General features: G+C 38.0%; 22 protein-coding genes and 1 pseudogene. 7 read left to right on the top strand and 16 right to left on the bottom strand.

Translation table 11 applies throughout. The features are described from left to right. Positions 1-142: 142 nt before the first annotated feature. Genes CXF89_RS08905 through folB form a run of 3 tightly spaced genes read right to left on the bottom strand, consistent with a single transcriptional unit; the run spans position 143 to position 1788 of the window. Positions 143-943, bottom strand: a complete 801-nt coding sequence (locus tag CXF89_RS08905) for an undecaprenyl-diphosphate phosphatase (protein ID WP_121954390.1) — start codon at positions 941-943, stop codon at positions 143-145. After that, a complete protein-coding gene (gene folK / locus CXF89_RS08900; protein WP_007584740.1) occupies positions 940-1428 on the bottom strand; it encodes a 2-amino-4-hydroxy-6-hydroxymethyldihydropteridine diphosphokinase in 489 nt (162 codons plus the stop codon). The genes CXF89_RS08905 and folK overlap by 4 nt, the downstream gene beginning before the upstream one ends. Then, entirely contained in the window at positions 1429-1788 is a 360-nt protein-coding gene (folB, locus tag CXF89_RS08895; protein ID WP_007584738.1) for a dihydroneopterin aldolase, read from the bottom strand. 230 nt (positions 1789-2018) lie between these two features. Between folB and plsY the strand changes: the two genes are divergently transcribed. Further along, a complete protein-coding gene (gene plsY / locus CXF89_RS08890; protein WP_007584736.1) occupies positions 2019-2630 on the top strand; it encodes a glycerol-3-phosphate 1-O-acyltransferase PlsY in 612 nt (203 codons plus the stop codon). An 11-nt stretch (positions 2631-2641) separates the two neighbouring features. Here plsY and tsaD read toward each other — a convergent pair whose 3' ends face one another. The 3 genes from tsaD to CXF89_RS08875 are packed head-to-tail and all read right to left on the bottom strand — an operon-like array spanning position 2642 to position 4630. Beyond that, entirely contained in the window at positions 2642-3655 is a 1014-nt protein-coding gene (tsaD, locus tag CXF89_RS08885; RefSeq protein WP_010554406.1) for a tRNA (adenosine(37)-N6)-threonylcarbamoyltransferase complex transferase subunit TsaD, read from the bottom strand. Positions 3656-3693: 38 nt separating this feature from the next. Further along, complete coding sequence (locus CXF89_RS08880) at positions 3694-4284, bottom strand: YjaG family protein (RefSeq protein ID WP_007584732.1); 591 nt, start codon at positions 4282-4284, stop codon at positions 3694-3696. Beyond that, on the bottom strand, positions 4277-4630 hold the full coding sequence (locus CXF89_RS08875; protein WP_007584731.1) for a putative signal transducing protein: 354 nt from the start codon (positions 4628-4630) through the stop codon (positions 4277-4279). The genes CXF89_RS08880 and CXF89_RS08875 overlap by 8 nt, the downstream gene beginning before the upstream one ends. A 75-nt stretch (positions 4631-4705) precedes the next feature. Between CXF89_RS08875 and CXF89_RS08870 the strand changes: the two genes are divergently transcribed. The 3 genes from CXF89_RS08870 to CXF89_RS08860 all read left to right on the top strand — a co-directional run bounded on the left by CXF89_RS08870 (position 4706) and on the right by CXF89_RS08860 (position 7103). Next, the gene (locus CXF89_RS08870; RefSeq protein ID WP_007584730.1) at positions 4706-5128 is read left to right on the top strand and encodes a DUF2721 domain-containing protein; all 423 of its coding nucleotides are present in this window, start codon (positions 4706-4708) and stop codon (positions 5126-5128) included. Positions 5129-5505: 377 nt separating this feature from the next. Further along, a complete protein-coding gene (locus CXF89_RS08865) occupies positions 5506-6390 on the top strand; it encodes a LysR family transcriptional regulator (protein ID WP_007584725.1) in 885 nt (294 codons plus the stop codon). Between the two features lie 92 nt (positions 6391-6482). After that, the gene (locus CXF89_RS08860) at positions 6483-7103 is read left to right on the top strand and encodes a 2OG-Fe(II) oxygenase (protein WP_121954389.1); all 621 of its coding nucleotides are present in this window, start codon (positions 6483-6485) and stop codon (positions 7101-7103) included. A gap of 37 nt (positions 7104-7140) precedes the next feature. Here the strand turns inward: CXF89_RS08860 and ubiA are convergent, their stop codons facing one another. Then, positions 7141-8019 (bottom strand): 4-hydroxybenzoate octaprenyltransferase, encoded by an 879-nt coding sequence (ubiA, locus tag CXF89_RS08855; RefSeq protein WP_121954388.1) that lies wholly within the window; start codon positions 8017-8019, stop codon positions 7141-7143. Next, positions 8016-8555, bottom strand: coding sequence for a chorismate--pyruvate lyase family protein (locus tag CXF89_RS08850; RefSeq protein WP_024591462.1), 540 nt, complete (start codon positions 8553-8555; stop codon positions 8016-8018). Before CXF89_RS08850 ends, ubiA begins: the two co-directional genes overlap by 4 nt. A gap of 154 nt (positions 8556-8709) precedes the next feature. On the opposite strand from CXF89_RS08850, the gene CXF89_RS08845 reads away from it, so the two are divergent. Further along, complete coding sequence (locus tag CXF89_RS08845) at positions 8710-9108, top strand: flagellar basal body-associated protein FliL (protein WP_007584719.1); 399 nt, start codon at positions 8710-8712, stop codon at positions 9106-9108. Between the two features lie 3 nt (positions 9109-9111). On the opposite strand, the gene glpG is transcribed toward CXF89_RS08845, so the two are convergent. The 6 genes from glpG to CXF89_RS08815 all read right to left on the bottom strand — a co-directional run bounded on the left by glpG (position 9112) and on the right by CXF89_RS08815 (position 14373). After that, entirely contained in the window at positions 9112-9930 is an 819-nt protein-coding gene (gene glpG, locus CXF89_RS08840) for a rhomboid family intramembrane serine protease GlpG (RefSeq protein WP_024591461.1), read from the bottom strand. After that, positions 9927-10244, bottom strand: coding sequence for a thiosulfate sulfurtransferase GlpE (gene glpE, locus CXF89_RS08835; protein ID WP_007584717.1), 318 nt, complete (start codon positions 10242-10244; stop codon positions 9927-9929). Before glpE ends, glpG begins: the two co-directional genes overlap by 4 nt. A 68-nt stretch (positions 10245-10312) precedes the next feature. Continuing rightward, positions 10313-11338 carry an L-threonine 3-dehydrogenase gene (tdh, locus tag CXF89_RS08830; protein ID WP_007584716.1) on the bottom strand — a complete coding sequence of 342 codons (1026 nt, stop codon included), beginning with the start codon at positions 11336-11338 and terminating at the stop codon, positions 10313-10315. A gap of 50 nt (positions 11339-11388) precedes the next feature. Next, positions 11389-12582 carry a glycine C-acetyltransferase gene (locus CXF89_RS08825; RefSeq protein WP_024611251.1) on the bottom strand — a complete coding sequence of 398 codons (1194 nt, stop codon included), beginning with the start codon at positions 12580-12582 and terminating at the stop codon, positions 11389-11391. A 169-nt stretch (positions 12583-12751) separates the two neighbouring features. Continuing rightward, entirely contained in the window at positions 12752-13315 is a 564-nt protein-coding gene (gene gmhB / locus CXF89_RS08820; RefSeq protein ID WP_121954387.1) for a D-glycero-beta-D-manno-heptose 1,7-bisphosphate 7-phosphatase, read from the bottom strand. Beyond that, on the bottom strand, positions 13315-14373 hold the full coding sequence (locus CXF89_RS08815) for a glycosyltransferase family 9 protein (protein WP_121954386.1): 1059 nt from the start codon (positions 14371-14373) through the stop codon (positions 13315-13317). The genes gmhB and CXF89_RS08815 overlap by 1 nt, the downstream gene beginning before the upstream one ends. A 122-nt stretch (positions 14374-14495) precedes the next feature. On the opposite strand from CXF89_RS08815, the gene CXF89_RS08810 reads away from it, so the two are divergent. After that, on the top strand, positions 14496-15224 hold the full coding sequence (locus CXF89_RS08810) for a 3-deoxy-D-manno-octulosonic acid kinase (protein ID WP_121954385.1): 729 nt from the start codon (positions 14496-14498) through the stop codon (positions 15222-15224). 16 nt (positions 15225-15240) lie between these two features. Here CXF89_RS08810 and CXF89_RS08805 read toward each other — a convergent pair. Both CXF89_RS08805 and CXF89_RS08800 read right to left on the bottom strand, forming a co-directional pair. Next, positions 15241-16325, bottom strand: a pseudogene (locus CXF89_RS08805) (glycosyltransferase). Beyond that, a complete protein-coding gene (locus CXF89_RS08800) occupies positions 16325-17395 on the bottom strand; it encodes a glycosyltransferase family 1 protein (RefSeq protein WP_121954384.1) in 1071 nt (356 codons plus the stop codon). Before CXF89_RS08800 ends, CXF89_RS08805 begins: the two are co-directional and overlap by 1 nt. A gap of 211 nt (positions 17396-17606) precedes the next feature. On the opposite strand from CXF89_RS08800, the gene CXF89_RS08795 reads away from it, so the two are divergent. Further along, complete coding sequence (locus tag CXF89_RS08795) at positions 17607-19112, top strand: capsule assembly Wzi family protein (protein ID WP_121954383.1); 1506 nt, start codon at positions 17607-17609, stop codon at positions 19110-19112. Positions 19113-19153 lie beyond the last annotated feature (41 nt).

Here is a 19153-nt window from a genome sequence, read left to right as displayed (position 1 = left end):
TGTTCTATATTCACAAAAAATCCGTAGTTAGTTTCCTAACTACGGATTTTGCATGATCGTTTGGATCGGTCAACCGGTCATTTTCTTAACTGATCGGCATTAACCTAAAGGTGCTTTTTTTAGTTTTACTAATTAAGTTTGTTTATAGCGTTAAAAATACAATCAAACCGACACCGAGTAATAAACGATATATTACAAATGGCAACATACCCATTCGCTCTATTACTTTTAAAAACATAAATATACATGCATAAGCCGATAAGAACGATAGCACCACACCAAGCAATAATGTATTCCAATCAACTACATGGTCACCCAGTGCAAGCTCTGCAATATAATAAAGCCCCATCATAGAAATAATCGGAATCGCTAGTAAAAACGAAAAACGCGCTGCGCTTTGCTTATTCATACCCAACATTAAACCAGCTGTCATCGTGATACCTGATCGAGAAGTACCCGGGATCATTGCAACAGCTTGTGCGAAACCAATGATAAGTGCCGTTTTCCAATTGAGCTGATAAATAGTTTTAATTTGTTTCCCTTTTGCATCCGCGTACCAAAGCAATAAACCAAATACAATGGTGGTAGTAGCAATAACCCAAGCGCTTCGCAGGTATAACTCAATAAAGTCTTTTAAAAGTAAGCCTAAAATAGCGGCAGGCACAGTGCCTAAAATTATCCACCAACCTAGCTTACTATCATCAGTAGTACCTTGTGCTCCAAAGGATTTAAACCACGCACTGAGTATGTCGACGACCTCTTTGCGAAAATAAATAACAACGGCTATTAAAGTACCAACATGTACTGCTACATCAAACGCAAGCCCTTGATCTTCCCAGCCTAAAATTTGCGATGGGAGAATTAAGTGCGCAGAACTCGATATTGGTAAAAACTCAGTAAATCCCTGTATGAGGGCTAAAATAATTATTTCGATAATACTCATAGGTTAGAAAACTCCACCTTCCATAGCTTTTGTTGAGGGTTATTATATTCATTCCATAACTGCGCAATCGTTTGCTTAGCTACAGGATGATAAAAATCTGGGGCAACCTCACTCAGAGGTTGTAATACAAATGCATTTTTAGTTATTTCATCACGTGGTAATTGCGCTGGGGAATCGCAAGTTACATCATCATAAAACAGTAAATCTAAATCGAGCGTTCGTGGACTAAATTTTTTATCGTTCGCTGTACGCCCATTATCACGCTCTATTTGTTTTAATAAAGCGCATACATCAGCAAGCGACATATCAGTTGTAGCGCCAACTACTGAATTATAAAAATTATTGCCAGCAAACCCAACTGCTTCACTTTCAAAAACAGACGAGTGCACAATGTGCTCAAAGTGCTGCTTAAGTGCAATTAATGCACATTGTATATAATGCGCTTTATTTATATTTGACCCTAGGCTGATATAAATTTGAGCCATTTAGTCAGTTGCCTTAACACGTGTAATTTCAACACCCACAGTTTGTGCTTGTGCTACTGCTGCAGGTTTACTTACTCTTATAGTAACTTGTGGCGTATTAAACTCGCTTAAAATAATCTCAGCCAACTGCTCAACCAAAGTCTCTAGCAACTCAACAGGTTTTGCAGTGCAGTGCTTAATAACGCGTTCGCTTACTTTTGAGTAATCCAGTGCTAAATTAATATCGTCATTTTCGGCTGCAGGCTTAATATCACTAAGCATTTCAATATCAAAATAAAGGCTCTGTTTACTTTCTTTTTCAAAGTCGTACACTCCAATAATAGTGTCGACGTGCAATTGAGATATAAAAACCTTATCCATTGATACTCCAAATAACAACAAACGACTAAGCAACTATACAAAGCATCAATAAAATTAATACTGTATATGGTTTAGCCAGTGTTTAAATATGTGAAAATAACTTCTACAATAGCAAAATAACCAAACTAGCTATTAAATAGCCTGTTAATAATTTTCACGATAAATTTTGCTGCCAATAATAGCTTAAAAGTACTATCAATTGGTATAGCAATTAAAAAATAAGGAAGCGTGTGTTAGCCACTTTAATGTTTGTTTTAGCTTATTTACTTGGGTCGATTTCGTCGGCTATTTTAGTGTCGCGGTTGTTCAAACTCCCTGACCCTCGTAATAGTGGTTCTAACAACCCAGGGGCTACAAATGTTTATAGATTAGGCGGAGCATTTCCGGCTTGCTTGGTTTTAGTGTTTGATATTTTAAAAGGCACTATTCCAGTATGGGGGGCTTATTTTTTAGAAGTTGAACCTTTAGAGCTTGGTCTAGTCGCAGTAGCAGCTTGTTTAGGTCATATGTACCCACTGTTTTTTAGCTTCAAAGGCGGTAAAGCCGTAGCAACGGCATTTGGCTCATTATTACCTATTGGCTTATCATTGGCTGGTTTACTTGTATGCACTTGGTTAGTTATAGTGGCAATAACACGCTATTCATCACTTGCGGCACTTGTAGCTGTATCTTTAGCGCCCTTATATACATGGCTAATAAAACCACTTTATACTCTTCCCGTTACTTTTATCACGCTGTTAATTATATTTCGTCACCGTACTAATATTATTAGATTATTTAGTGGGGAAGAACCAAAAGTAGGCGCTAAAAAAGCACCCACTGATGAAAACAAAAATATCTAAAATATGAGTCATTAAATCGGCTCAAGGCTATCTATTGGCCAGCGAGGTTTTGTTTTCATATCAAGACTTGCAAACTGACCGGCTTTTAAGCGTTGCATTCCAGCATAAGCAATCATTGCACCATTGTCGGTACAAAATTCAGTACGCGGATAAAACACTTCGCCTTTCATACCTTTCATTACGCGTTCAAGCTGCAATCGAAGCTGTGTATTTGCACTTACGCCACCGGCGATTACTAAACGCTTAATACCTGTTTGTTTAAGCGCACGCTTACACTTAATAACGAGCGTATCAATAACCGCTGTTTGAAATGCATGCGCTATATCAGCTTTAGTTTGATCGTCGTCGTCATTTTCACGAATAGTGATTGATGCTGCAGTTTTTAAACCACTAAAACTAAAATCAAGACCTGGTTTGTCAGTCATCGGGCGAGGAAAAATAAAGCGCTTCGCAACGCCTTGTTCAGCCATTTTAGCTAAGCGCGGACCTCCAGGGTAGTCAAGACCAAGTAACTTAGCCGTTTTATCAAAGGCTTCGCCTGCGGCATCATCAACTGACTCACCTAGTACTTCGTATTGTCCAATACCCGCTACTTTAACCATCATGGTATGACCGCCCGATACAAGCAATGCAATAAACGGAAACTCAGGAATATTTTCTTCAAGCATCGGAGCAAGTAAATGTCCTTCCATATGATGAACAGCAACAGCTGGAATATCCCAACCGTATGCTAATGAACGACCAATAGAAGTACCTACCAATAATGCTCCAACTAAACCTGGGCCTGCAGTATAAGCAATGCCATCTAAGTCTTCTGGGCCACAACCCGCTTGTGCAAAAGCTGCGTCTATAAGTGGTAGCGTTTTACGAACATGATCGCGCGATGCAAGTTCCGGTACTACACCGCCATAATCAGCGTGTACTTTTACCTGGCTGTATAATTGATGAGCTAACAAGCCTTTTTCGTCATCGTATATTGCAATACCTGTTTCATCACATGACGATTCAATGCCTAAAATTCGCACTGTACTTCTCCTGCCTTTAAAATTTCACTTCGCTGTTTTTATAACGTAAGGCCAATATTTGTTTGGCCATCTTCTAGAGCAAACTTTTTAAGTGCCTTCACGCTATCAGAGGTAATACGCCCCATATTTTCTACAAAATCAATTAGCTCACCTAATACTTCAATTTCGTATTGCATTAATGGATGCTCTCTAACGGCCGTGTTATCTGCAACCTCACCTTCAACCGTCATTTGATATTCAATAAAGCGGGCCACTGTTGCTTGAGATATTTTACTGACACTAATGAACTCTTGCTCATCTTGCGCCATTAAACCATGCATTAAGCTAAGTAAAGACGTTGCAGCATCAATAGCAGGGTAAGTACCAAACATATCAAAATCAGCAAGTTCAGGAACATTCGGTTCTATTTTTTCAACTTGTTTTTCGAGATCTATTTTACTTTTAGGCAGTAATATTTTTTCCCAACAAACATTAAGCGAATTACGAAGTAAGGTTTCATCACCAAACCCCGTTGCTTCGCTAAATAAACCGTAATTTGGCAGCATTCGCTCTATTAAAGCACTTGCTAAAACAGCTTTTTGTAAATAGTTAAGCTCTCTAATACGCTGAAAATTATTTGCTTTAGTCATTCTTTAACGTCTCACACGACCAACAAAAATCAAATGTTGATCCATTATGCTCATTACAGTTAGGGCATACCCAATCTGGAGCGGATTGTTTTACTTGTTGATAGTTTAACAATATTTGGCGCGCATGGCGCTCTTTTATCGCATAAACCTGCACACTAACTTGTGCTTGATCAAATGGAATTTCTCCCAATGCGCCTTGGAGCATCTCACCTTTTATTTTGCATTCGATGCCACTGGTTTGTATTAAACCTTTAATAATATTAGCTTCAAGGGTATTTTCGGCTTTATAAATTGTAACCCATTGAAAAGAGCTATCAGTTGAATTTTTATTATTAATATTTTGCAATATTCACCTCATTTATTTTGTGTTAATAATATCCTACGCTAAATTATTAGCATGCTGCACTTTTAAGGAATAAACATGACACTTACAACCCCGGGCTTACTTTTTCCGGCCATATCGCTGCTATTATTAGCCTATACAAACCGATTTTTAGTTTTAGCGCAATTAATTAGGGAGTTAAATGCGCGCGAAGGTGAATCTATCCGACCTGTTGTAGTCGCTCAAATCACTAACTTACGTAAACGAATAAACTTAATCAGAACAATGCAGGTATACGGCGTAGCCTCTTTTTTACTGTGTACATTTTCGATGTTTGCTTTATTTATTGAATTTAATACCACAGGGATTATTTTATTTGGCATTAGCTTAGCTTGCTTAAGTTTATCGTTATTAACGTCTTTATTCGAAATACATATTTCTTGTGATGCGATTGAAATAGAACTACAAAGCATTGAAAATAAACCATTAAGCAGCCGAATAAATAGAAATTTTGTAAAATAAACTCTTATAGATAAAACACCCTATTATTTGTCATAATCATGTTATATGTGCGCCCTATCTTGGGGCGTACTTTTTTATTAATTAGAACAATTAAATTCCAATCTCCTAACTAACCCACTGAGTTAAAATAACTTTGCCTAGATAGTTAATTGCAAAAATATAGACAAAACACAATAAACAACTAGTTATCAATTAAAAAAGTAATACTATTTGGTCGCTTTCCTCTTTAATTAATACTAAAAGGGTGGTATCCTGCTGGAAACACGTATGAACTTGCAACCGTATTTCAATATAGAATTTTACTAAACTTTAGAATACAAATTAATATATTTGATATCCGTGGTATCTGCGACTTACTTATAAAAAGGGACTATAAAGTGAGATTTGAACAATTAGAGCAATTTGTAGCACTTGGTGTATTACGTCACTTTAGACAAGCAGCTGAACAAACCCAAATTAGTACTTCAGCGCTAACGCGCAGCATTCAAACACTTGAAAATGAAATGGGATATGAGTTAGTAAAACGCTCAACTCGTTCTGTTAAATTAACGCCTGAAGGCGAACTTTTCCTTGAATATGCTAAAACGACTCTATCGGAACTTGAGCTAACGAAAAAACGGATTTTTCAATCAGTAAACGGTAATGCTAATGAAAAACTTGTTATTGGCTATACCAATAAGGCAAGCAGCATAGTACCTATTTCTTGTGGACAGTTTTTAGCTCAATATCCTCATATAAAAATTGAAATGCAGTTACAAGATCAACAAGAGCTAACACGCAGACTCCAACAAGGTGAAATAGACATAAGTGTATACTCTCAAGCTATTAATAGTATTGGCAGTGACATTCACTTACCTGATCAGCTTGTATTATTTGTTTCAAAAAATCACCCTCTTGCACATAAAAACGATATAAGTAAGCAAAATCTTGATAGCTACCCTATGTTTGGCTGCTTCTCTCAATCTAAACAAGTGCAAACTATGCTTAATGAAGCAATTGATTCTTTAAATAAATCATCAAGTATTAAAGTGGGTAGCATTGAGCAAGTAATGGCTGGTGTAGTTAAATCAGATCACTTTGCTATAGCAAGCATTGAGCATGCGAACACAATCGCAGAGAACTCTGAACTCGTGCAACTAAAAACAAATAAAGATTTAAATCACGAACAACTCGTTGTACAGACAAGCCAACAAACGTCTATTACCGAACATGTAGAACACTTGTTGTCGCTTATAAAAAAAGCGGGAGCTGCATTTAACTAACCCTTCTTTTTGAAAAAGTGCGGCACAATAAACAGTAGCTTTAAATCGCTTTTCGGCTACACTGTCGCACCTTTTTTAAACAGCTGATGTGAATGAACACACTTTTTGGTCCTGGTGTCTATTTAGATGATATAGAACGCCAAGGATACACCGTAATTCATAACGCGCTTATTGCCGATTTAGTTAACGATTTAGTTGCAGATTGTCACCGTATAAACCCCCACTTTAGCCTTGCCGGTATTGGTCGATTAAATAATTTACAAATAGATAAAACTATTCGCACTGACAAAACCTATTGGTTTGACGGCAGCTCTCAAGCACAGCTTACGTATCAAGCAATAATGCAAAGTATAAAAACCACGTTAAATCGTAGCTTTTTTATGGGGCTATTTGATTACGAATGCCATTATGCAAAATATACACTGGGTGATTTTTACAAAAAACACTTAGATGCATTTAAAGGTCGATCTAATCGTGTATTTACAACGGTGCTTTATTTAAATACGCCAGAGCAAGGTGGGGAACTTGTTATATATAAACCTAAAAGTAAAGAAGTAGAAATAACCATTAAACCAACTGCTGGCACATTGGTTATGTTTGAAAGCGAACGTTTTGCTCATGAAGTGCTTCCTGCAGTTGACGAACGCTATTCTATTGCTGGATGGTTTAGAAAAAACGCCTCTATTAGCGGCATTATTGATCCACCCAGATAGCTCTAAATAGAGAATTTTAACAGCCTTTATTAAGGCTTTAAAATGCTATTGGGTATGAAAGTAATAACCCTATAAAGATAGCCAAGCCCACATAATGATTATTTAAAAACGCTTTAAAGCAGGCATCTCTTTCACGTTTATGAATAAGCGTTTGTTGATATGCCAATAAACCAGCAGCTACACTCAAACCAATGCCAAACGCGACACTTAAATGATTACTTATACCAATAAACGCAACCAGCGCTATAAATACAGCATTAAGTAAAAAGATTATGTGGCGGTCGAATTTACCAAATAAAATAGCGGTTGATTTTACCCCTATTTTTAAATCGTCATCTCTATCAACCATCGCATACATAGTGTCATAAGCGACTGTCCAGCAAATGTTGGCTATAAATAATAACCATGCCTGCTGCGGTAATGCATTTATTGAAGCCATATAGGCCATTGGAATAGCCCAACCAAATGCAGCCCCTAAAACAACTTGTGGTAATTGTGTATAGCGTTTCATAAAAGGGTAGCAAAAGGCTAAAGCCAAAGCCCCAAAAGAAAGCAAAATAGTATTAACGCTAAGCATTAATACTAAAATAAACGCAATAACTATTAGTAGTAAAAATAGGCTAAGTGCTTCACCACTACTAACCCTCCCTGAAGCTAGCGGCCGCTGAGCTGTGCGTTTTACAGAGCCGTCTATTTTTCTATCTGCAAAATCATTAATTACGCATCCTGCACTTCGCATAACAACAACGCCCAGCGTAAATATAATAAAGTTGAGTAAGCTCGGCATCCCACTATTAGCAAGCCATAAAGCCCAGTATGTTGGCCAAAGTAATAACAAGGTACCAATGGGCTTATCTATACGCATTAGCTGTATATAGTAAGAAATATGTTTTGGCTTTAAAGCGGCTAATTTCATGAGTATAAATATGCTCCTGGTAAAAACACTTCACACACTAAAAATTTATATTCTTTGAGTGCAAATACACTTCGACGGCCTAGTAAGTTTTTTTCGGGTAGGTTTAATTTTGCAACTAATTGCTGAACGGGGTGCTTGGCATCAAAATAAGCAATTTCTATATCCGTTCGTTTTAGTGCTGGGTCTTGAAAAATCACATCACCAAGAGGTCGTTCACCCATATTGTGCAAAGGATTGATCGAATCATTTTTAGGAAGCCAGCTCTGTGCGTACACCACAGGTTTGTTATCGCACAATAAGAGTACTTCTCGATTAATCGCTGTTTTAGCGCTACAGTTTAGTAATAACTTTTGCTCTAGGCTTAAAGTAAATAACTGCTCGCTTAATACTCTTACACTAAAAATTTGTGATTTACTTTTTAATTTAGCAGTTAAAGAATTAGGTTCAAAAAGCCATTCTTGCTCTAGAGGAGATAAGTCACTTACATATGAAGTGGACTGCCAATTAGCAGATATAGACAGAGGATAAGTAATCACAATAGCTCAACAAAATAAAAAACAACGAGATGATACCATTGCCAAAGCTTTTGAAAAAGTGATGTTTTATAACCATAAATAATAGCTTGGCGCTGTTTATTACCCACTATTAAGTATAAACTATTTGTAACAAGTTTTAAGAAACGCTTTAAATATGAAAAAAATAGTATACGCAGGTCTTTTTACGTTCTTTGTAAGTGTCATAAGCTTTACAGCTCGTGCTGAATCTACAGTTGGTTATTTTGGTTTTGAGCCCGATATAATCACCAACTACATTGGCGCATCAAGTAAAAAAATGGGCTATGTGCGTGTAACTATTGATTTAATGCTTAATGACACTTCAGATATTGCAGTAGTAGAGCACCACACGCCATTACTACGTGATGCCCTAGTAGAGATTTTATCTAAAGAGCCTGAAGAAAAAATAAAATCCCTTACTGGCCGTGAAGAAATACGCGCAAAGTGCGCCGAAAAACTAAAAAGCCTCTTAAAAGAAGAAACAGGACAAGAGATCATCCGTGAAGTCTTGTTCACTAAATATTTATATCATTAGTATTTAACGTTTTGCGTTAAATACTTTGGCGGTGTAGGCAAAAGCCATACCGCTAACTAATCCACCTAAGTGGGCCCAATTAGCCATACCTACAAACAATACATCTGCAAACCCAAGCACTAACCAAATCAACATAAAACCAACAATAGCCGTACTAACCAGCGCAGGTTTGTTCGGATTTAAAAAGCTATGAATCCAACAAAAACCAAGTAACCCATATACTACGCCACTCAAACCGCCAAAGTTGGGACCAACCATTAGGTATTGCGCCCAATTACTAATAAGCGCAGTCACTAAAAACAAACCTATTAAGCTGAGTTTTCCGCATTGCTTTTCGATATTGTCGCCAAGCGACATCCACCAAATTAAATTAAACACAATATGGATCGCGCTAAAATGCACAAGCGCGGGAGTTAGCCAGCTTAGTGGTTGTGATGGATTAAATTGCAGAACTGTATAAATTTCATCAAATCCACCCAATAAAAAAGCGACATAAATAACAATACTCAATATGCTAACAGTTTGGTTAAGCCAGCTAAGCGCTTTAAACCGCGCCATAAGATTAAGTGATTGCCCTTGATATTTAAGCGGCGATTGTGTGCTGCCTACATCCCAAGATGCTTGCTGGTATTTTTCATGATTAGGGTTTTGTGTAAACTCAACCCATAAAGGCTGAACTTGATGAAAGTCCTCCTCAGTCACGCTAATAATGACATTACTGCCATCTGCTGAGTGTATCTTTGCATCTAGGCCTTGGCTTTTTAAATAATCTATAAAGCCTTGTGCGGCGCGTGGGTTATTTAAACTGCCAAGCTCTATCATCGTTCTACTTTCTCGCTATAAGACGCTTCCCAAGCAGTAAAACCGCCATCCATGCTGTAAACATCTTCAAAGCCTTGCTCAACTAAATAACTAGCTGCGCCCTGAGAGCTCATACCGTGGTAACACACAATAATAATTGGCTGATCGAATTCTTTTTCCATCATAAATTGTGCAATATTACCGTTAGAAAGTGCTTCTGAGCCTGGAATACGACCAGCTTGATACGAATTTGGATCGCGAATATCTGCAATTACAACGTCTTCTTTATCTAGAAGTTCTAACGTTTGCGCTATAGAAATGTGTTTAAATGCCATTGAAGTCTCTTTAATTAATAGTATAAAAAAGGCGGCTAAAGCCGCCCTTCTTGTAATTTAGTTAGGAACTAATCCCAGTTTAAAATTACTTTACCTGACTGACCTGAAATCATCATATCAAAGCCAGCTTGGAAGTCATCCACAGAATACTGATGTGTAATGATTGGGTTCAAATCAAGACCAGATTGAATCAAGCTTGCCATTTTGTACCACGTTTCGAACATTTCGCGACCGTAAATACCTTTAATCACTAAACCTTTAAAAATAACTTGGTTCCAATCAACTGCCATATCAGATGGTGGAATACCTAGCATGGCAATTTTACCGCCGTGGTTCATGTTATTAAGCATTGAATTAAAAGCGCTTGGCACACCTGACATCTCAAGACCAATATCAAAGCCCTCTGTCATACCTAAGTCTTTTATTACATCTTCAAGCTTTTCGCTTGCCACGTTTACAGCACGTGATGCACCCATTTTGCGGGCTAAGTCTAGACGATACTCGTTTACGTCGGTAATAACGACGTGGCGAGCACCAACGTGTTTTGCTACAGCCGCAGCCATAATACCAATTGGGCCGGCACCAGTAATAAGTACATCTTCGCCAACTAAGTCGAACGATAATGCGGTATGAACTGCATTGCCAAACGGGTCAAAAATTGAAGCCAGTTCGTCAGAAATATTATCTGGAATTTTAAATGCATTAAATGCAGGAATAACTAAATACTCTGCAAATGCACCTTCACGGTTTACGCCAACACCCGTTGTATTACGGCATAAATGTACACGCCCAGCACGACAGTTACGACAATGCCCACATGTAATATGACCTTCACCCGATACGCGATCGCCTACTTTAAAGCCACGAACTTCCTGGCCCATATCAACGACTTCACCAACATATTCGTGACCAACAACCATTGGAGTAGGAATAGTTTTGCTTGCCCATTCATCCCATTTGTAAATATGTACGTCGGTACCACAAATAGCTGTTTTACGAATTTTAATCAGTAAGTCGTTATGACCGACTTCTGGCTTTGGCGCATCTGTCATCCAAATGCCCGGTTCTGCTTTTAATTTAGATAATGCTTTCATAATTCACACTCAACTAAAAAACCGAAGCAAGGCTTCGGTTTAAAATAAAATTAAATAACGCCCATTTCTTTACCAATGCGGGTAAATGCATCAATAGCAATATCAAGTTGCTCAATGCTATGCGCCGCTGAAATTTGTGTACGAATACGCGCTTGCCCTTTTGGTACTACTGGGAATGAAAAACCGGTTACGTAAATACCTTCAACAAGTAACTTATCAGCCATTAACGAGGCTACTTTTGCATCTCCCAGCATTACTGGAATAATTGCATGATCTTTACCCGCACACGTAAAACCAGCAGCTTCCATTTGCTCACGGAAATATTTAGCATTTGACCAAAGTTTAGCGCGAAGCTCGCCGCCACTTTCTAGCATTTCAAGTACTTTAATCGATGCAGTAACAATTGAAGGCGCTAATGAGTTTGAGAACAAGTATGGGCGTGAACGCTGACGTAACCATTCAACAATTTCTTTTTTACCCGATGTATAACCACCTGAAGCGCCACCCAGCGCTTTGCCTAATGTGCCGGTGATAATATCTACACGGTCTAATACATTACAGTACTCAGGTGTACCTTTACCGTTTTCGCCAACAAAGCCAACTGCGTGAGAGTCATCAACCATTACAAGTGCATCGTATTTATCGGCTAGGTCACACACGGCTTCTAAATTACAAATAACGCCGTCCATAGAAAACACGCCATCAGTAGCTATTAGTTTCGTTTTAACGCCGGCTTCATCTGCTGCAATAAGTTGCTTTTCAAGATCAGCCATATCGTTATTTGCATAACGAAAACGCTTGGCTTTACACAAACGTACACCATCAATAATTGATGCATGGTTTAATGAATCAGAAATAATAGCGTCTTCTGCGCCTAAAATAGTTTCAAACAAACCGGTGTTTGCATCAAAACATGAAGAATATAGAATGGTGTCTTCTGTTTCCAAAAACTCACTGATTTTTTTCTCTAGTGTTTTATGAATATCTTGCGTACCACAAATAAAACGAACAGACGCAACACCAAAACCATGATTATTTAAACCGTTTTGCGCAGCTTCAATTAGCTCTGGGCTATTAGCTAAACCTAAGTAGTTATTAGCACAAAAGTTGATTACTTTACCTGACGCAACTTCGATTTGAGCTTGCTGCTGAGATTTAATAATACGTTCGCTTTTATACAAACCTTCGGTTTTTACGTCTTCAATTTGCTGTTGTAGCTGGCTAAAAAAAGCAGATGCTCTCATCTGTGTTCTCCATTTATTTGAACGGGTAAACAACCACATTTAAGCGACTGTTTATTATGGGGGGTATTGTAAAAGTTTAATGGGGAAAATGCACGGTTTGCAGTTCGTCGCAAACGCCCTAAACTGGAAGGAATTCCTGCCAGTTTACAGGCTAATCTGTTTAGTTTATTTATGTCTTTAAAAGCGCAGGTAAACTGTTTATAGAATCGATAATTAAATCAGCCTCTTGCTTGGCACTTTCATCAAAGCTTTGACCTGAACGCACTAAAACGCGGGTAGTGATCCCTGCTTTTTTCGCAGCCTGCATATCACTGAGTTTATCGCCCACCATAATACTGCAAGCAGGGTCGATGTTATGCTCTTGTATGCCTTGCAATAACATACCTGGCGCAGGCTTTCTGCAACTGCACTCTTTCAAATATTCAGGGTGCGCTTTTTTAGGGTGATGAGGGCAAAAGTACACATCGGTAACTTCAATACTGTGATCGCTAAATTGGGCTTTCATCCATTGCATTAGTGCTAAAAAATCAGCTTCGGTGTAATAACCTCGACCAATTCCAGATTGATTAGTGACGATTATGATTTTATAGCCCGCATCATAAAATGCTTTACAAGTGCTAAAAACACCTTCAATAAATTCAAATTTATCGCTTTGATACACATAACCATGATCAACGTTTACTACGCCATCTCGATCTAAAAAAAGCGCTTTATTTTTTTGTTGTACATTCATTACAAAGACTCTTTTTGTACAACATGGTCAAACATCGCTTTTACGTCATTAACTGTAATTTGGCTCATTAAATCATCGCCTTTTACGCGCTTACCCCACGGTACTTGCTTAGCCGTTTTACCGGTTTGCTTAAGCAAGTTTTGATGATAAACCTCTACCACGTAGTCTTGATATAAATAAGGACCTGTTCGTGCTGGGTTTGAATGTGCATATAAACCAATAACCGGCGTACCAACCGTTACCGCCATATGTGCAGGGCCTGTATCGGGCGCGAGCACTAAGCTGCCGCGCTTTAACACGCACAACAATTCTTTGAGTTTCGTTTTGCCAACTAAATTTAAAATAGGTGTTTTGCTATGTTTAATAATGCTATTTGCTAGGTTAATTTCAAGTTCTGTTGGACCACCCGTCAATACAACTTTAAAGCCTTGCTCATTTGCATAATCAGCCAATGCGGCATAACGATCTGCGAGCCAATTGCGCTGTGCTTTACTTGCTGCTGGCGATATTACAAATAGTTTATTAGTTAGGTATTTTGGTGTTAGTAGCTCATCGGCAACCGCTTGGTCTTGCTCGGTATATGGCATGTTCCAACTCGGCTTATAATCAGCTACACCAATGGCTTTTGCAAAACCTTTAAAGCCTTCAAGCACATGCGCCTGAGCTTGTGGGGCTATTCGTTTATTAATAAACAAGCTGTGCAATTCTTTTGAACGCGCCCAATCAAAGCCTATTTTTACTTTTGCCGGAATACAGCGCGCTACAAACCCAGCCCTTAATGCAACTTGCATGTTAAGTAGTACATCAAACTGTTGACCTTTAAAGCGTTGCTTTAAGCTTTTAAGCGCTGCTTTGCCTTGTTTTTTATCAAATACCACCAGCTCAACACCCGGTAAATCGGCAAGTAGCATGGCTTCTATTTTGCCAATAACCCACGTAATTTTTGCATTAGGGTGTGCTTTTTGAATAGCTTGTACAGCACTCACACCATGACATACGTCACCAATGGCTGAGAGTCTTAATATACAAATAGATGAATAGTTAGGAGCTTGAGTCACACATTCCCTTAGGTATTAAATACAAAAGCCGATCTTAAATTATAATCACGCTATTGCAAGCACTTATCCTCAGCTTTAAAACGCGCTAATATAGGCACATTATTTAGCAATTACGCAGAGCTATGTTTAAACAACACGTGCAAGGCAATCACACTGTATTAAGCCACCCTAAATACACGAGCCAAATTACCCTCGATTGGTTTGATGCAAATTATTGGCAACAACAAAATAAAATTGTGGGCGCTAAAAAAGGTCGAGCAACTGCGTGGTTTTTTAAGCAAGACGAATTAACAGCCGTACTTAGGCATTATTGGCGCGGTGGCTTAGTAGGTAAATTGCTAAGCGATCAATATTTATACCCAGGACTTGAACAAACCCGTGTGTATAAAGAGTTTAGCTTAATGAGTAAACTTATAGAGCTTGGTTTAAACGTACCACCCCCTATTGCAGCTAAAGTAACCCGCAGCGGATTAATTTATCGTGGTGATATTATTACCGAGGCTGTTAAAGGCGCTAAAAGTGTACTCGATGTATTAATTGAACGCCCATTGACCGAAGATGAGTTGGAGCGCATAGCTAAAACAATCGCGCTATTTCATTCAAAAGGTGTGTATCACGCCGATTTAAACATTAATAACATTTTGTTTGATGATACTGGTGATGTGTATATTATCGACTTTGATAGAGGTGAAATAAAAACACCTAATGTGCAGTGGCAACAAAGTAATATGGCACGTCTTGAGCGCTCATTTTTAAAAGAACAAGGTCGAAACGAGTCATTTAATTGGCAAGCGACTGACTGGCAAACTCTGCATAGCAACTACCTCAAAGCACTTACTAATATAAGTTAACCTAATATAAGTTAACTTAGTCAGCCAAGGCTAAATACTGCAGAGCGACCTGCTCTGCCTGTACTTGTTTTAGAATTTCAGCGTTTTCTAGATTAGGTTTGTCAGTTAGTACCAACTTAACAGCATTGGCTAATGCCTCACTTTGTCCAGCAGGTACTAAATATTTACTTAGCTCGCCTGTTAATATCTCGCTTGGGCCAAATGTGCAATTAGTGCTAACTACCGGAGTACCCACTGCTAAAGCTTCAATTAATACTGTTGGAAGTCCTTCAAAATCAGAACTCAACACTAAAGCTTTAGCATGTTTAATCCAGTTATACGGGTTTTGTTGAAATCCAGGCACTACTAACTGTTTTTCTATGCCGTATTGCTGTGCAAGCTTTAACGCTTTAGCCGGTTTATTACATAAAAGGACTAACTTGTATTTTTTATCGAGCTTTGCAAAGGCTGCAAATAATATATCGTGGCGCTTTTGTTTGGCAAGTCTTCCTACATGAATTAAGTAGGGCTCATTTGGGATATTGTTATTTTGCTCATTTGCTTGTTGGTTTATTTTTTCAAAATCGAACGGGTTATAAATAGTCGCAATTGCACTTGGGTTAATTAAATCCCCTTGTGTTATTTCTTTTTCAACCCCCTTTGATACGCAAATAAGTGATTTACCATTTAAGTTTTGCTTACTTTTTTTAAGGTATAAATATGAAAATGGACCTAACTTTTTTTGACGTGCAAGTTCTGCATTGACAGAGTTATGAATAACAAAGTGAACATTTTTGATATTACTACGCGCAAGTAAATTATTACTTCTATCAAGGTTAGAAAGTACTAGATCAATATTGCCAATCTCGCTTTGTTTTTTTTCAAACCAAGTTTGTAGTGTTAAAATGCTATTTTTACGCTGCCAAAATCGATCTACTTTTGATGCCCTATGTGCGAATAAACTCTCCACGTTAAGTACTTCAGGGATATTATATTCAATAGAGTTAGCAAGAAACAAAATAGTGATTCAGTACTGTAACTTGGCCATTTCCTCAGCAAGGGTAAGCATTACTTTTCAGCACCACCACCCACTAGGGAATCAATTACAATCACTATATTCATTAGCGCTCCTCTATAAGCATATTTTTTATGCCATTAGTGATTACATCATAACTATTTGAATTATCAAGCTGGTTATTTTTATCAATAAAATTACTATAAAAAGGCTCAGTAATAACTTGAGCTATTTTTGTTATGATTTCATCAACATCGAAATTTGCTTTAATTACAACACCTGTATTAACACAACGATCTAAACGTGTATTTTGATCTTTTGAGATAGCACATGCCACAACGGGAGTTTTAACGGCAATTGCTTGTAATAAAGTATCTCCACCGCTAAGTAATGCGACTTTAGCTTGGCTCATTAATGCCAAAAAATCAGTACTTTGCAGACTTGCTAAACAAGTAACCTCATCGCTTTTCGGAATGGCTTTCTTATAATTGGGACCAAACACAACAACTGCTTTTAAACCAGTGTGCTTAGTAATTTTAAGCGCGGCTTTAAAGTAAACATCAGCACAATTAATATTATTTAATATATGCCCGCCTGAGCCGGCATTAACAATAAAATAGCCTTCAGGTACTAATTTATAGCGATTTAAAACATCACGTTTTTGCGCGCAAGAGGCAAATGTAACAAAAGGACCTACATTACGAGGATGTGCCAAGGGAAACATGTCTAACTTCGTACTTTCAGCCCATGTAAGTGGCTCAATACAATAATCAGGCTGTACAACCCAATGTGTATCAATTAAATTAATTCTGTTAAGTTTTAAGCCTTTAGCACGTTTTTTTGCATGCTGAGAAATGAATATAACTTTAGCGCCTACCTTTTTAGCCGCCTTCATATGCCCTGCACGTCCTGCACAATCAAAAACAACGACATCAGGTTTAAATTGCTCTATAAAGTCGCAAACAGAATCAAGCTCTTTAGTCGCTGAGTGTTCGAGTAGTGTGGCTTCAAAAGGACAATCTTTTGCGTAGCTTGTATGCTTATTTAATATAAAGCGAATATCGAGAGAATCTGCAAGTTCTGCCTTTAAACTTTGAGCCAACAACAACGAGCGCATATATTCACCAATGCCTTCTGGTGATGATACTGGAATAAATAAAAGTCGTTTGTTGCTCATTGCATTCTCAATGTCCTATTTGAGCTCCAGTATATCAATCAGATACTTATTACGATAGACAGGTTACATTTTAATATATTAAATTAACTCTATAAATTTGATTATTTACTGCAATAGCAGACTTAGATTGATAAACTTAGCCGCAATCTTAATCACAAGGATCTGAACTTTGCGAAACAGAATTTTTCTACTTTCTACTCTTTTTTGCGCTATGAGCGCATCAGTTAATGCTGAGCCGTGGGTAAAACCCGATGATTATGGCTTAAGAGCTGATATTCAACAATTAGCTGATGCCGGTGTTATTTTAGCCCCTGTAACTACCTATCCGCTTATGTGGAAAAGTTTTATAAACGATATTGAAAGTATGCCGCTCGAGCAATTATCTTCAAGCTTACAAGATGCTTTACTACGCGTTAAACACCGTTATAAATCAGAGAATAGTAGCTCACATAGTCTTCAATTATCAGCTTTTTCAGCCACAGATCCAATCATAGCAACAAGTTTTGGTGCAACTGATACCCAAGAAACAGAGCTTTCAGCAGCTTACGCTTATTTAGGCGATAACTTTGCAGCTAAAGTAGCTATAAATTATAGAAAAGACGGTAAGAAGTGCTTAGTTGATGGAAAAACGATAGATGACATTGAAACCAACGAGCAAGCTTTAACCGATTGTAACGATACCTCACTTGATAATAGTTACTTAGCTTACCGTTTAGGTAACTGGATTTTTAGAGCCGGTGCTGTTGAACAATTTTGGGGACCTGGTGTTGATAATAGCTTAATTATGTCAGGTAATGCGAAACCTTTACCTGCACTAAGTGTAACAAGAGAAAAAAGTACAGCTTTTGAAACACCATGGTTAAGCTGGATTGGTCAATGGAGCTTTACAGCCCAAATGGCAAAACTTGAATCTACACGTGTTATACCTGATGCTTTGCTTTGGAGTACTCGTATTAATTTTCGCCCTATTCAACAACTAGAAATTGCACTTAGTCTGTCTGCACAATGGGCAGGTGACGAACAACCAAGCTCTGCAGGCGATTTTATTGATATAATTACGGGGCAAGCAGTTTGCACTGATGGTAATGAAAGTTGTGATAGCCAGTTAGAGTCAAAAATAGGTAATCAGCTAGGGGGGATCGATATTCGTTGGTCAGATACACTTTTCAACCGACCTTATGCTGTGTATGCCAGTACTATTGGAGAAGATGCCAGTTCACAGTTTAAGCCAGCCGACAGAGCTTATTTATTTGGTATGCAAACAACACAGCGTATATACCATCAAAATATATTGGTAAATATCGAATATATAGATACCAGTGTTTCATGCCAAGTTGAATCAACGATTGAAAGCTGCTACTACGAGCATGATACTTATAGATCAGGTTACCGCTACCATGGTCGCACTATTGGCTCAACATACGATAATGATGCACAATCAGTTGTTTTAACTTTATTAGGCCAGCTGTCAAATGGTAATGATTGGCAGGTAAAACTGCGCAGTGTTGATTATAATAGTGACAATCGCGATCGTTATCCTAACAATCCTGACTTAGGAAATACCATCACTAAAACTGGGGTTAACTCTAAACAACTAGAAGTACGTTACAGAATGCTTTCTATGGGCGGCCGCGTTACTTTAGGTGCTTTTGCGTCTAACAATGACGGCGCTGAAAACGATACTTCTGCATTTGCTAAGTACGAATATAACTTTTAATACGTTACTTTTAATAAAGTAACGTATTAAAAGTAAGAAAG

The organism is Pseudoalteromonas sp. MelDa3, from assembly GCF_002863625.1.
In the GTDB taxonomy this organism is placed as follows: Bacteria; Pseudomonadota; Gammaproteobacteria; order Enterobacterales; family Alteromonadaceae; genus Pseudoalteromonas; species Pseudoalteromonas arctica.
The sequence above is the reverse complement of the archived record's forward strand: the minus strand, read 5'-3'. Positions and strand labels throughout refer to the sequence as shown.